General features: G+C 70.9%; 11 protein-coding genes and 1 tRNA gene. 4 read left to right on the forward strand and 8 right to left on the reverse strand.

Annotated features, from left to right (window positions below):
• Positions 1-4: 4 nt before the first annotated feature.
• The 6 genes from OG714_RS29805 to OG714_RS29830 form a co-directional block, all read right to left on the reverse strand.
• The gene (locus tag OG714_RS29805) at positions 5-505 is read right to left on the reverse strand and encodes a hypothetical protein (RefSeq protein WP_406125568.1); all 501 of its coding nucleotides are present in this window, start codon (positions 503-505) and stop codon (positions 5-7) included.
• Positions 506-583: 78 nt separating this feature from the next.
• Positions 584-1186 (reverse strand): aminoacyl-tRNA hydrolase, encoded by a 603-nt coding sequence (gene pth, locus OG714_RS29810; protein WP_406125569.1) that lies wholly within the window; start codon positions 1184-1186, stop codon positions 584-586.
• A 100-nt stretch (positions 1187-1286) separates the two neighbouring features.
• Positions 1287-1871: a 50S ribosomal protein L25/general stress protein Ctc gene (locus tag OG714_RS29815; protein WP_406125571.1), complete on the reverse strand. Its 585-nt coding sequence runs from the start codon at positions 1869-1871 to the stop codon at positions 1287-1289.
• Between the two features lie 181 nt (positions 1872-2052).
• The gene (locus OG714_RS29820; RefSeq protein ID WP_363099871.1) at positions 2053-3033 is read right to left on the reverse strand and encodes a ribose-phosphate diphosphokinase; all 981 of its coding nucleotides are present in this window, start codon (positions 3031-3033) and stop codon (positions 2053-2055) included.
• A gap of 77 nt (positions 3034-3110) precedes the next feature.
• The gene (gene glmU / locus OG714_RS29825; RefSeq protein ID WP_406125573.1) at positions 3111-4556 is read right to left on the reverse strand and encodes a bifunctional UDP-N-acetylglucosamine diphosphorylase/glucosamine-1-phosphate N-acetyltransferase GlmU; all 1446 of its coding nucleotides are present in this window, start codon (positions 4554-4556) and stop codon (positions 3111-3113) included.
• A gap of 165 nt (positions 4557-4721) precedes the next feature.
• Positions 4722-4793 (reverse strand) — tRNA-Gln (locus OG714_RS29830).
• Positions 4794-4987: 194 nt separating this feature from the next.
• On the opposite strand from OG714_RS29830, the gene OG714_RS29835 reads away from it, so the two are divergent.
• Entirely contained in the window at positions 4988-6310 is a 1323-nt protein-coding gene (locus OG714_RS29835) for a sensor histidine kinase (RefSeq protein ID WP_406125574.1), read from the forward strand.
• A 241-nt stretch (positions 6311-6551) separates the two neighbouring features.
• Here the strand turns inward: OG714_RS29835 and OG714_RS29840 are convergent, their stop codons facing one another.
• Both OG714_RS29840 and OG714_RS29845 read right to left on the reverse strand, forming a co-directional pair.
• Positions 6552-7046, reverse strand: coding sequence for an SUKH-3 domain-containing protein (locus tag OG714_RS29840; protein WP_406125575.1), 495 nt, complete (start codon positions 7044-7046; stop codon positions 6552-6554).
• Between the two features lie 145 nt (positions 7047-7191).
• Entirely contained in the window at positions 7192-7731 is a 540-nt protein-coding gene (locus tag OG714_RS29845; protein ID WP_406125577.1) for a YwqJ-related putative deaminase, read from the reverse strand.
• Positions 7732-8115: 384 nt separating this feature from the next.
• Between OG714_RS29845 and OG714_RS29850 the strand changes: the two genes are divergently transcribed.
• The 3 genes from OG714_RS29850 (at position 8116) to OG714_RS29860 (ending at position 12972) form a co-directional block, all read left to right on the forward strand.
• On the forward strand, positions 8116-9141 hold the full coding sequence (locus tag OG714_RS29850; protein ID WP_406125578.1) for an SMI1/KNR4 family protein: 1026 nt from the start codon (positions 8116-8118) through the stop codon (positions 9139-9141).
• Positions 9142-9149: 8 nt separating this feature from the next.
• Positions 9150-11897, forward strand: a complete 2748-nt coding sequence (locus OG714_RS29855) for an SUKH-4 family immunity protein (RefSeq protein ID WP_406125580.1) — start codon at positions 9150-9152, stop codon at positions 11895-11897.
• 187 nt (positions 11898-12084) lie between these two features.
• Positions 12085-12972 carry a cellulose-binding protein gene (locus OG714_RS29860; RefSeq protein WP_406125582.1) on the forward strand — a complete coding sequence of 296 codons (888 nt, stop codon included), beginning with the start codon at positions 12085-12087 and terminating at the stop codon, positions 12970-12972.
• Positions 12973-13000 lie beyond the last annotated feature (28 nt).

A 13000-nucleotide genomic window follows, 5' to 3' on the forward strand; every position in this document is an offset into this window, starting at 1 on the left:
GCCGTCAGAGCGCTGCGAACGCCGCCGTCAGCAGCGCGATCCCCGTGCCGGCCAGCACCCACGCGGCCCGGGTCAGCCGCAGGCCGCCCGCGACCACCACCGAGGCGAGCAGGAGGGCGCCGCCGAGAGGGACCCAGGCGTAGAGGATTCCGGCCGGACCGGAGCGCATGACCTCGTCGGTGCCCGGCTTCACGACCACGGTGTACGTCTGGCCCTTCTTCACCGCGACCGTGTGCTCGATGACGACCTCGGCGCGGGCCTTCGACCCCGTGGAGACCGGTGTGTACGGGCCGGTGCAGGTGTCGTCGCCGCACGCGGTGACCTCGATCGTGCCGCTCTCGCGCCCCTTGGTCAGCATCACGTTGTGCGCGGTCGGCCACGAGCCCCACACCCCGGCGATCAGGATCAGCACGGTGACCGTGCCCATCGCCGCGAGCCGCCCGAAGTTCAGGGCGGCGAAGGCGCCGGGGGAGGCGGAGGCTGCGGGTGACATGGCGGGGATCATTGGCCATACCCGCACGTCCGGTCAACTCCCGCACGGGACAAGCAGGTTAAGTCAGGCAAGCTGGGCAAGTGGGACAGCTCAGGAGTTGTACGCGCTCTGCGCCCGCTCCAGGCCCTCGCTCACCAGACACTCCACGGAGTCCGTCGCCCGGTCCACCAGGAAGTCCAGCTCCTTGCGCTCCGTGGAAGAGAAGTCCTTCAGTACGAAGTCGGCGACCTGCATACGGCCCGGCGGGCGTCCGATGCCGAACCGCACCCGGTGGTAGTCCGGGCCCATCGCCTTCGTCATCGACTTCAGACCGTTGTGGCCGTTGTCGCCGCCGCCGAGCTTGAGGCGGAGGGTGCCGTAGTCGATGTCCAGCTCGTCGTGCACGGCGACGATGTTCGCGAGGGGCACCTTGTAGAAGTCGCGCAGCGCGTTGACCGGGCCGCCGGACAGGTTCATGAACGACGTCGGCTTCACCAGGACGACCCGGCGGCTCGCCGGACCCGGCGCCCCGATCCGGCCCTCCAGGACCTGCGCCTGTGCCTTACCGGCGCGCTTGAACTTGCCGCCGATCCGCTCGGCCAGCAGGTCGGCCACCATGAAGCCCACGTTGTGCCGGTTGTTCGCGTACTCGGAGCCGGGGTTGCCGAGTCCCACGATCAGCCAGGGGGCATTGGCGTCGGTCGTCACGTCCATGTCTCCTTGCTGTGTTTTTCGGGGGGCGTCCCCGGACCACCGGCAGCCAGCCGCTGCTCCCGGTGGGAACAGCGGCTGACCAAACGGTGAGCGGTGCGGATCAGGCCTCGGAGCCCTCGGCGTCGGCGTCCGCGGACGCCTCCTCCGCCTGGGCGGCCAGGACCTGGAGGACGACCGCGTCCTCGTCGATCGCCAGCGTGGTGCCCTTGGGCAGCGGGATGTCCTTGGCGGCGATGGAGGCACCGGCCTCCAGGCCCGCGATGGACACGGTGACCGACTCGGGGATGTGCGTGGCCTCGGCCTCGACGGTGATCGTGCTCAGCACGTGCTCAAGGAGGAACGAACCCGGGGCCAGCTCGCCCTCGGTGTGGACGTAGACCTCGACGGTGACCTTCTCGCCGCTCTTCACGGTGAGCAGGTCGACGTGCTCCAGGTAGCCCTTGATGGCGTCACGCTGGACGGCCTTCGGGATGGCGAGCTGGGTCTTGCCCTCGATGTCCAGGGTGAGCAGGACGTTCGGGGTACGCAGGGCGAGCTGCAGCTCGTGGCCCGGCAGGGTGATGTGCAGCGGGTCGACACCGTGGCCGTAGACCACGGCGGGGACCTTCTTGTCACGGCGGATACGGCGGGCGGCGCCCTTGCCGAACTCGGTGCGGGTCTCGGCGGCGAGCTTGACGTCGGCCATGGTCACTCCTCGTAGAACAGTCGGGGAAGGTGGTCACCCGGCCGAACATCGGCCTGCTACGAAGAGCGCGTCGATAACGGACCGCCGTACCCGAGAACTGGTACGGCCTCCCTCGCCGAGCAACTGTGGCAGCTTACTCGGCGGGAAGGCCGTAACAGAAATCGATCTACGACGGGCAGGGTCAGTGCTCGTCGAAGAGGCTTGTGACCGAGCCGTCCTCGAAGACCTCGCGGACCGCGCTCGCGATGGTCGGGGCGATCGACAGGACCGTGATCTTGTCGAGGTCGGCGCCGACCTCGCCCGGGGTGGGGAGGGTGTCCGTGAGGACGAACTCGCTGACCCGGGAGGCCTTCAGACGGTCCGCGGCGGGGCCGGAGAGCACGCCGTGGGTGGCCGTCACGATGACGTCCTCCGCGCCGTGCGCGAACAGGGCGTCCGCCGCGGCGCAGATCGTGCCGCCGGTGTCGATCATGTCGTCGACCAGGACGCAGACGCGGCCCTCGACCTCGCCGACGACCTCGTGGACGGTGACCTGGTTCGCCACGTCCTTGTCGCGCCGCTTGTGCACGATCGCGAGGGGCGCGCCGAGGCGGTCGCACCAGCGGTCGGCGACGCGCACGCGGCCGGCGTCCGGGGAGACGACGGTCAGCTTGCTGCGGTCGACCTTGCTCCCCACGTAGTCCGCGAGGAGCGGGAGGGCGAAGAGATGGTCCACGGGCCCGTCGAAGAAGCCCTGGATCTGGTCGGTGTGCAGGTCGACGGTGAGGATGCGGTGTGCACCCGCCGTCTTCATCAGGTCCGCGATGAGCCGCGCCGAGATCGGCTCACGGCCGCGGTGCTTCTTGTCCTGCCGGGCATAGCCGTAGAACGGCACGATGACGGTGATGGAGCGGGCCGACGCGCGCTTGAGCGCGTCGATCATGATGAGCTGCTCCATGACCCACTGGTTGATGGGAGCCGTGTGGCTCTGGATCACGAAACAGTCCGCACCGCGCACCGACTCCTCGAAGCGGACGTAGATCTCGCCGTTCGCGAAGTCGAAGGCCTTCGTCGGGACTACCCCGACACCCAGCTGCTGGGCGACCTCCTTGGCAAGCTCGGGGTGGGCGCGGCCGGAGAAGAACATCATCTTCTTCTCGCCGGTCGTCTTGATCCCGGTCACAGCACTGTCTCCTCAGAGGTCATTCAACTGGGTGTGCGTTTATCACGGTACGCCGTGTTCGAGGCACCCGTTTCCGGTCAGTTCTCGCTCTCGCCCTGGCGGGAAGCCGTTTCCGCGGCCTTCGCGGCCGCGCTGCCCGGACGCTTGCGGGCCACCCAACCCTCGATATTCCGCTGCTGGCCACGGGCCACGGCCAGCGAACCGGGCGGTACGTCCTTCGTGATCACGGACCCGGCGGCGGTGTAACTGCCGTCCCCGACCGTGACGGGTGCCACAAACATATTGTCCGAACCCGTGCGGCAATGCGATCCGACGGTGGTGTGGTGCTTGTCCTTGCCGTCGTAGTTCACGAAGACGCTCGCGGCACCGATGTTGGTGTACTCGCCGATCGTCGCGTCCCCGACGTAGGAGAGGTGCGGGATCTTCGTGCCCTCGCCGATCGTCGCGTTCTTCGTCTCGACGTACGTGCCGATCTTGCTCTTCGTGCCCAGGCGGGTGCCGGGACGGAGATAGGCGAACGGGCCGACGGACGCCTGCGGGCCGATGTGCGAGCTGACGGCGACGGTGTTGTCGACGCGGGCGCCGGCCTCGACGGTGGTGTCCGTCAGGCGGGTGTTGGGGCCGACCTCGGCGCCCTCGCCGATGTGGGTGGCGCCGTGCAGCTGGGTGCCGGGGTGGACGATCGCGTCCTGGCCGAAGGTGACGGCGACGTCGATCCAGGTGGTGGCCGGGTCGATGACGGTGACCCCGCCGAGCATGGCCTCGGTCAGCAGCCGGTCGTTGAGGATGCGGCGCGCCTCGGACAGCTGCACGCGGTTGTTGATGCCGGCGATCTCGCGGTGGTCGCCCGCGATCGAGGCACCGACCCGGTGCCCGGCCTCGCGCAGGATGCCGAGGACGTCGGTGAGGTACTCCTCGCCCTGGCTGTTGTCGGTCCGCACCTTGCCGAGCGCGTCGGCGAGCAACTGCCCGTCGAACGCGAAGACTCCGGAGTTGATCTCGCGGATCGCGCGCTGCGAGTCGGAGGCGTCCTTGTGCTCGACGATCGCGGTCACCGCGCCGGAGGCGCCGTCGCGGACGATGCGGCCGTAGCCGGTCGCGTCCGGGACCTCGGCGGTGAGCACGGTCACCGCGTTGCCGTCGGCGGTGTGGTTGGCGGTGAGGGCGCGCAGGGTCTCGCCGCGGAGGAGGGGGGTGTCGCCGCAGACGACGACCACGGTGCCGTCGACGGTGCCGAGTTCTTCGAGTGCCATGCGTACGGCGTGGCCGGTGCCGTTCTGCTCGGCCTGGACCGCGGTCCGTACGCCGGGGTCGGTCTCGCCGAGGTGGGCGGTCACCTTCTCGCGGGCGTGGCCCACGACGACGACCAGGTTCTCCGGCTCCAACTCGCGGGCGGCGGCCAGCACATGACCGACGAGGGTCCGGCCGCAGAGCTCGTGCAGGACCTTCGGTGTGGCCGACTTCATACGGGTGCCCTCACCCGCTGCGAGGACGACGACGGCTGCCGGGCGAATGGCGCTCACGGGTTTGCCCTTCGGCTTCGGAATGCTGGGGGGTGGACATTCGCAGGATACCGGGGCGTTTCATGGGGGACATGAGAGTGGGCCCTGACAGTGCTGTCAGGGCCCTAACAGGGGTGCTGGGGGAGAGAGTTGCTCAGGTGTCGATCAGTTGCGATCAGGTTTTTGCTCCCCCGCCAGGACTCGAACCCGGACAAATGGCACCAAAAGCCACGGTGCTGCCAATTACACCACGGGGGATCAAACTCGTTAGAACCGGACATTTAGCCTGGTCGCCGAGTGGGCACAGAACACTATGCCGTACGTGATGCCCTCCGTGCGACGGGACTTGTTCCGGATGATCGGTTTCGTGGCTGTTCGATTACGCGCTGTGGTGTAGGCCAGTCGCGGAAACTCGCCGGAAAAGCGGGCCTGAACGCCCGTAGGCTGGAGGCATGACCACGACGGGGGAAGACCATGCCACGGCCCGGGGAGGGCCGTGGTGGTGGACCAGGTGGCGCAGTGCGGTGCTGGACACGGGGCTCGCGGCGGGGTCCGCCGCGGAGTGCGGGGCGGAGGGGGTCCGGTTCGCACACGACGCGGGGATCCCGGCCGCGGTGGGAGTTGTCTTCGGGGTGCTGGCCGGGTCGGCGCTGATCGTCCGGCGGAAGTGGCCGATCGCGGTCGTGCTTGTCTCCATCGCCATCACCCCGGCCCAGATGGGCTACCTGATGGGCATCGTCGGCCTGTACACCCTCGCCGCGTCCGAACTGCCGCGCCGGATCATCGGATCGCTGGCCGGGATGTCGTTCCTCGGCATGCTCATCGTCATGTTCGTGCGGGTACGGCAGGACATGCAGCGCGGGACCTGGGAACTCGGGGACTGGTTCCTCCCGTTCGCCTCGATCACCACCGCGGTCGGGATGACCGCGCCGCCCGTTCTGCTCGGTATGTACGTCGGCGCCCGGCGCCGGCTGATGGAGAGCCTCCGGGAGCGCGCGGACAGCCTGGAGCGGGAACTCCAACTCCTCGCGGAACGTGCCGAGGAGCGGGCCGAGTGGGCGCGGGGTGAGGAGCGGACCCGGATCGCGCGGGAGATGCACGACGTCGTGGCGCATCGGGTGAGTCTGATGGTCGTGCATGCGGCGGCGCTTCAGGCGGTGGCTCGCAAGGATCCTGAGAAGGCCGTCAAGAACGCCGCGCTCGTGGGGGACATGGGGCGGCAGGCGCTCACCGAACTCCGGGAGATGCTCGGGGTGTTGAGGAGTGGTGACGGGCGGGAGGCTCGGGAGCGGGCGGCCGTACCGCTGGTCGCGGTGGGTGTGGCGGCTGCGGCTGCGGCTGCGGCTTCTCGGGCTGTCGACGACGACGGTGTGGGGGACGGGCCCTGTCTGTCGGACGTGGACGAGTTGCTCGGGCAGTCGGCTGCGGCCGGGATGGCCGTGGATCTGTCCGTGGAGGGTGAGACGCGTTCTTATGCGGCGGAGATCGAGCAGACCGCGTACCGGGTGGTGCAGGAGGCGTTGACCAACGTCCACAAGCACGCGGCGGGTGCGAAGACGCATGTACGGCTCGCGCACCGGGTGTCGGAGATCGCGATGCAGGTCGAGAACGAGCCGCCGCCTGAGCCGGCGTCTGCTTCGGCGGCGCGGTTGCCCTCTGGGGGGAACGGGCTGGTGGGGATGCGGGAGCGGGTGCTCGCGTTGGGCGGGGTGTTTGTTTCCGGGCCTACGGATGCGGGTGGGTTTCGGGTGTCTGCGGTGATTCCGGCGGCTTGAGTTGTCGGGTGCGGGTGCGGGTCCGGTGGGGGCTGGTCGCGCAGTTCCTCGCGCCCCTGGGTGGGTGGGGGTGCGGCCTCGTTGTTGTCGGTCGGTGCCGCGCCGGGGGGTCTCCGTCCTCGGATCGGCGCGGGAACGTTCCTCAAGAGGACGACGGTGTTGAGCGCCGACCGCTGCGGGCGGACACCCCCCGACACGACACCTTGCCGCCGTACGTGGCCTGCCGTCCGCTGGGCTCAGGTCAGCCGGCTGTGAGTCGTACCGGCTCTATGCCCGAGATCAGGGTGGCCAGGGCCTGGTCGATGTCGGGGCCCAGGTACCAGTCGCCGGTGTGGTCGAGGGCGTAGACGCGGCCCTCGGAGTCGATGGCCAGCAGGGACTGGGTGTCCGGCTCCTCGCCCAAGGGGCTGACGTCGGTGTCCAGGGCTCGGCCCAGGTCGCCGAGGGTGCGGGCCATGTGGAGGCCGTGCAGTGGGTCCAGGTGGAGTGTCACGGGGGAGATCTGGCGGCCGGGGCCGGAGGGCGTGATGCGCAGGCCGCCGAACTCGGCCCAGGCCTCCACCGCCGCCGGGAACACGGCGTGCTGGTGTCCTGCGGGCGAGGTGTGGTCGCGCAGGGTGTCCGCCCAGATTTCGGCCTGTTTTATGTCCCAGCGGCCGGGCTGCCAGCCGGCCTCGCGCAGGGCGGCGTCGACGGGTACGGAGAAGCGCGTGGAGTAGTGGCGGTCGGCGTGCATCTGCCTTCGATCGTCGGCGTCAGGGACGGTGGTGCGGTGGCGCGGTGGGGCGGTAGCGATGTGGTGCGGTGGTGCTGAAGTCTTGTGGTGCGGTGGTGCGGTGGTGCGGTGGTGCGGTGGTGCGGTGGTGTTGCGGGGGTGGGGTTCAGCCCGTTTCTGTCGTGGGGTCTACGACTCGGACGCCGAAGTGGGCGCTCAGGGCTGTGCAGGCCCGGCAGGGGGTCGCGAAGCTGCCGTGCAGGGGGTCGCCGTCCTCGCGGATGCGGCGGGCGGTGAGCTTGGCCTGCTTGAGGGTCTTGCGGGCCTCGCCGTTGGTCATCGGCTTCCGTGCGGCGCGCTTGCTGCGGGCCTCGTCGGCGGTGGTGATGTGGCGGGAGATGAGGATCGCCTCGGCGCAGCGGCCGGTGAAACGGTCGCGCTGGGCGCTGGTGAGGGTGTCGAGGAAGTCCTGCACGAGCGGGTGCAGCGCGGGTGCCTGGTCGCCGCGGGCGGCGGTGCCGGTGAGAGTGGTGGCGCCGCGCACGGAGAGGGCGGCGGCGACGGTCGGAAGTATGCCGTCACGGCGGTGGTTGAGGGCCGGTGCCTGCCGGGCCTCGGTGGCGCTCCAGCCGACCCGGGGGTCGCCTGAAGGTCCGGTGTGCGCCCCGGTGTGCGGCCCCGTCTGCGTCGCGTTCATGATCGTCATCCCCTCCCGAGCATCCCCCGGCGCGTCACAGAGTGCCAAATGCCGTGGCTGGTGCGGTAGCTGGGGCGGTGCGACACGCCAGGGCTTCGGCGGGCTGTCACGACGGAGTGACGTCAGGTCACGGAAGTGAGGGTTCGGTGACGGGTGCGGTGCGTTCGGTGAGGGGTGCGGTGAGGGGGTGCGGCCGACCGCTGCCGGTGACCGGTGTCGTCGTACCGCATAGGCTGTCCGCACCGCGTTCCACGCGGTCGACGCGTGGAGACACGCGGGGAGACGGTCGAACTAAGACGTCAAGAAGACGAGACAGTCGATACGGGGCACAGTGGGGCGAGTTGGACATGCGGCCGCTGTGAATCGTACTGAATGCCGCAGGGGGCAACCGCCATGACGACAGGTCGGCTCGGGCAGCGAGCCGCGCCACCGAACGCGGCCTACGCCGGGCAGGTCGTGCACTTCCCGGACCCGGTCCGGGCGGCCCGTCACCCCAGAGGGGTGCGGATGGACGAGCACGGCTACCCCGACTTCTCGCCGTACGCGCGCGCGTTCGCGGAGATCGCCGAGCCCCCGGAGGGCTTCGGGGTCGACGAACTGCGCCTCACGGACTATGTGTCGGCGAACGCGGCCCTCGCCGCGACCGGTCATGAGTTGTGGGACACCGTGCCCGCCGTGGCCACCCCGCACGGCTGGACCTGGCACCACGTGGTCGGCACCCGGCGCCTCGAACTCGTCCCCGTCGACGTGAAGGCGCTGCTGCGCCACCACGGCGGGATCGCCACGGCCGCCGTCGACCACGACAAGCGCGGCACCCGCCCGCTCCAGGAGACCCGCCCCGCGCACTTCGGACTGCCGAAGTCGACGGTGACGGTGACCGAGGCGCAGGTGCAGGGCGTCGAGGAGGACCTCGGCTACCGACTCCCGGGTGCCTACCGGTCGTTCCTCAAGGCGGCCGGCGGCTGCGCGCCCGTCGGGACCGCGCTGGACGCCGAGTTGGGGCTGCTGATCGACCAGCCGTTCTTCACTGTGCGCGACGAGGCCGCCGTCAACGACCTCGTCTACATCAACAAATGCCTGCGCGACCATCTCACCAAGGACTACCTGGCCGTCGGCTTCGTCCAGGGCGGCCTGCTCGCCGTGAAGGTGAAGGGGCAGCGGATCGGTTCCGTGTGGTTCTGTGCCTACGACGACGCCCGCGACGTCGATCCGTCCTGGGCGCCGGCCCTGCGCGTGGAGCGGCTGCTGCTGCCCGTCGGGGACGACTTTGACCAGTTCCTGGCCCGACTCGCGGGAAATCCCCCGGAGTTGGAGACGGTGGCCAATCTGATGGTGGACGGCGGGTTCGCGACGGTGCTTCCGGTGCCGGCGGCCTCTTCGGCGGCTTCCGCGGCTTCCGCGTCTTCGGTGGGGGAGTGAGCTGAACGATGGTGACCTTCGCGCAGGCGCAGGAGCGCGCCGAGGAGTGGATCAACGGCGATGTGCCCTCGTACCAGCATCGCGAGGTGCGGGTGCGGGAGTTCGAACTCGGCTTCGTGATCTGGGCCGAGGACCGCGCCGACGGACCGCGTTCGGACGGCGGCTCGCAACGGCTGGTGCTCGCCCGCGACAGCGGCGAGGCCACCCTGTGGCCCTCGCTGCCGGTGGGCGAGGTCGTCCGCCGCTACGAGGAGGAGTACGGCCGCTCCGACGAGGTCGCCGACGCCGTACCGGCGGCTCCCGCACGGGTGGACCTCAACCAGACGTCGTTCCTGCTGAGTCCACCGGAGTGGTTGCAGGAGGCGGCGGACAAGCTGGGGATTCCGGACCGGCGGGGGGAGTCGGCCTCGGCCTCGACTCCCGCTGCGGGGGCGGGTGTTGGGGCGCCGGGTTCGTCGCCTCAGGGTTCGGCTCGGAGTTCGCTGCCGGAGACGCAGGCCGGGGTGCCCGCCGCTTCGGCGTGGCCCGACGCCGGCGGGTCCGGGGTGCCGGACGACGCGCCCGCCGTGCCTGCCGGGGCGACTCCCTGGGCCGGGACCGACACCAACGCGGATGCCGGCGAGGACCGTTCGGTACCGCTGCCCGCGACCGTTTTCGCGCCGCCGCTGCGGGAGCCCGAGGACAACACCCCGTCCGACGCCAAGACCGCGCTGATCTCCGGCGGCAGCCAACTCCCGCGTACGACACAGGCTCCGGCGCTGGATGACTCCAACTCCAACTCCAACTCCGGATCCGGTTCCAACTCCAACTCCGGTGGTGGGGGCGGGGGTTCGCAGGGGCCTGGTGGACCTGGGGGTGCGGCTCAGGGCAACACGCCTCCGTCGTACGGGTATCCGCAGGGTGCGCCTCAGCCGGCTCCGCCGTCGTACGGGTATCCCCAAGGGGCCGGTGCTCCGGGTACTCCGCCGCCTCCGGGTGGCGCTCCGGGTGCGCCTCAGCCGGGTTCGTCCTCCTACGGGTATCCGCAGGGGCCGGGCGGGGCCGGTAACGTGCCTCAGCCTCCTGGTGGGCCCGGGGTGCCGGGGCGGGCGCTCGCGCCCAACGCCGGGGACATCGCCGACGCCGCGACCAGCAAGGCGGCGCCTCCGCCGCGCCGGGGCGGGGGGTCGACCACGCCTCCGCCGCCGGGTGCTCCGGGGACGCCGGGTGCGCGGCCGGGCGGGGCGCCCGCCTCGCCGCCGCCTCCTCCGCCGCCGGGCGGTGGGTATGTGGCGACGCAGATGGTCTCGGGGCTCGGTCCGGACGGGCCTGGTGCTCCGCAGCCGCCCGGTGCACCGGGTGCGCCTGGTGCTCCGAGCACTCCTGGGGGTACGCCTCCGGGTGGGGTGCACCATGCCGCGACGATGCTTGCCGACCCGGGACCGGGTGGGCCTGGGGGTGCGGGGCCGAGGCCGCCGGGTGCCCCGGGTGCGCCCAAGCCGCCCGGTACTCCCGGCGCACCCGCTGGTCAGGGTGCCCCTGGCTCGCCCGGCGCGCCTCAGCCGCCGAACGCCCCCGGTGCCGTGCACCATGCGGAGACCATGCTCGCCGGGCCCCCGGTGGGCGGCCCCGGTATGCCGCCGGGTGCTCCGCCGCAGCCGATGGCGCCGGGTGCCGTGCCGCCCGGAGCGATGCCTCCGGGTGCCATGCCGCCCCCGGGGCAGCAGATGCCCGGTCAGCCCGCGCCCGGGCAGCCGTTCCCTGGTCAGCAGCAGCCTGCCTACGGCTATCCGCAGCAGGGGCAGCCGACCGTAGGACCGGGTTATCAGGCCGTGTTGCGGTACCGCGCGCCGGACGGTTCCGAGCAGCAGCTGATCCGGCGGTCCGCGCCGGGGACGCCGCACCCGGAGTGGCAGATCTTCCACGAGCTGCGCGGCATGAACATCCCGCCGGACCAAGTACTCGAACTGCACACGGAGTTGGAGTCCTGCGAACTGCCGGGCGCGTACTGCGCGCGGATGATCCGCGAACAGTGGCCGCAGGCCCGCATCGCGAGCATCGCGCCGTACGGCACGGATCACGCGAGCCGGCAGCAGGGGATGCGCGAACTCCTCGCCCACCAGGGCGAGTTGCACCAGGTCGCCGACGGGCCGGCCCGACTCGCCCCGGTGCGGGCACCGTTGCCGCCGGTGCATCCGACGCCGCCGATCCCGCCGGAGGCGATCGCGCAGGAACTGGCGGGCGCGTTCGGTCCGGGAGTGTTCCGGTTCGAGCAGGCGGCGGTGTCCCGGCAGGGCGTACCGCCGGTCGTCGCGCACACGCTGGTCGCGGCGGGACTGCCGATGGACATGGGCCCGTTCTTCTGGGCGCAGGCCCAACCGGGGCGCCCCGTACCGACGTTGGCCGAACTCGCGCAGGAGCGCGGGGTGCGGCCGTCCGCCGACGCGGGCTCGTACCTCGTCATGGGCAGCGACTTCGGCCGCGCGATCTGCGTCCAGTACGGCACGGCCAACATCGTCGCCGTGCCCGTGGAGGCGGGGCCGGGCGGTGCGCCCGTACCGCCGCAGTTCGTGAACACGGGGCTGCCCGAGTTCGCGCGCTGTCTGGCGCTGCTGGGCCGGATGTGGCGACTGCGGTACGGGCTCAACCAGGAGCAGGCGGGTCGTTGGACCGTCGACTTCCAGGCGCAGCTCGCTTCGCTGGACCCGGCGGCGCTCGGGTCGCCGGAGAGCTGGTGGTCGGTGCTGCTGGAGCAGATGTGGGACGGGTTGTTGTGACGCCGGCCCGCTGAACAAGGCGTACTGAAGGGCCGGACCCGGTCGTGTGATCGGGTCCGGCCCTTTTGCGTCGCGTGATGCCCGTGACCTGTCTGCGGAGTGTCGCGTTATGAACACTTACGCCCGATCCATCAAGATATGCGGCAAATCATCATGTCGTGTCCGTCGGATGGAGAGGGGTTCCAGGATGAGCAGCGCATCGGTGTCACCACGTGGCTTCGTGGCCGTACGGGGGCGCGGCTACCGCCCCGACCAGGTCGACGCGTACGCGGCGGCGATCTCGCAGTACCGGGACGTGGCCTGGGAGCGGGCCGCGCGGCTGACCGTACTGGCCAGGGACATGGAGGCGGAGGCCGAGCGGTTGCGGGATGCCGTGTCCCGGCTGGCTCCCCAGACGTACGAGACGCTGGGTGAGCGGGCTCAGCGGTTGTTCCAGTTGGGGGTGGAGGAGGCCGCGGCTCTACGGGAGTCCGCGCGGCGTGCGGCGGAGGAGGAGGTCGCGCAGGCCGAGGCGCACGCTGCGGGTGTGCTCCAGGCTGCGCGGGAGCACGCCGATGAGCTCCGTGCGGAGGTTGAGGAGCGGGCTCGGCAGCGGCTTCTCGCGGCGCGTGCCGAGGCCGACGACATGCGGATCGGGGCTCGGCGTGAGGTGAAGGAGGGGCGGACGGAGGCGCTTTCCGCGTTGCGTGAGGTGCGGCAGCGTACCGCCGGGATGTTGGGGGAGCAGGCCAAGGAGCACGAGGAGCGGTGGGCTTTGGCTGAGCGGGAGGCGGCTGAGCGGGCGGCTGCTCTGGACGCGGAGTATGCCGAGCGGGTGGCTCTTGCGGAGGCCGCGTTGGGGGAGGCTCAACAGGCTTTTGCCGAGGCGGAGTTGTCGGATCGGCGGCGGCAGGACGAGGCGGCTGAGCGGGCGGCCGAGGTGGTTGCGGAGGCTCGGGTGCGGGCGGAGCGGGTTGCTCGGGATACGGAGCGGGTGCTGCGCGAGCATGGGGAGACCTGGGATGACGTGCAGGCGCATATGGATCATGTGCGGAGTAGTTTGACGGCGCTTACGGGGCGGGCTGCGGCGGAGTGATGTGAAGGGGGGCGCGGTTGTGGTCATG

It is taken from the genome of Streptomyces sp. NBC_00989 (assembly GCF_045162655.1).
GTDB lineage: Bacteria > Actinomycetota > Actinomycetes > Streptomycetales > Streptomycetaceae > Streptomyces.

Bases quoted from the DNA above. Each gene is read 5' to 3' on its own strand.
- OG714_RS29855 (WP_406125580.1), top strand. From the start codon at position 9,150: ATGGTGACCTTCGCGCAGGCGCAGGAGCGCGCCGAGGAGTGGATCAAC.
- OG714_RS29815 (WP_406125571.1), bottom strand. From the start codon at position 1,871: ATGGCCGACGTCAAGCTCGCCGCCGAGACCCGCACCGAGTTCGGCAAG.
- OG714_RS29850 (WP_406125578.1), top strand. From the start codon at position 8,116: ATGACGACAGGTCGGCTCGGGCAGCGAGCCGCGCCACCGAACGCGGCC.
- OG714_RS29845 (WP_406125577.1), bottom strand. From the start codon at position 7,731: ATGACGATCATGAACGCGACGCAGACGGGGCCGCACACCGGGGCGCAC.
- OG714_RS29840 (WP_406125575.1), bottom strand. From the start codon at position 7,046: ATGCACGCCGACCGCCACTACTCCACGCGCTTCTCCGTACCCGTCGAC.
- pth (WP_406125569.1), bottom strand. From the start codon at position 1,186: ATGGACGTGACGACCGACGCCAATGCCCCCTGGCTGATCGTGGGACTC.
- OG714_RS29805 (WP_406125568.1), bottom strand. From the start codon at position 505: ATGATCCCCGCCATGTCACCCGCAGCCTCCGCCTCCCCCGGCGCCTTC.
- OG714_RS29860 (WP_406125582.1), top strand. From the start codon at position 12,085: ATGAGCAGCGCATCGGTGTCACCACGTGGCTTCGTGGCCGTACGGGGG.
- OG714_RS29835 (WP_406125574.1), top strand. From the start codon at position 4,988: ATGACCACGACGGGGGAAGACCATGCCACGGCCCGGGGAGGGCCGTGG.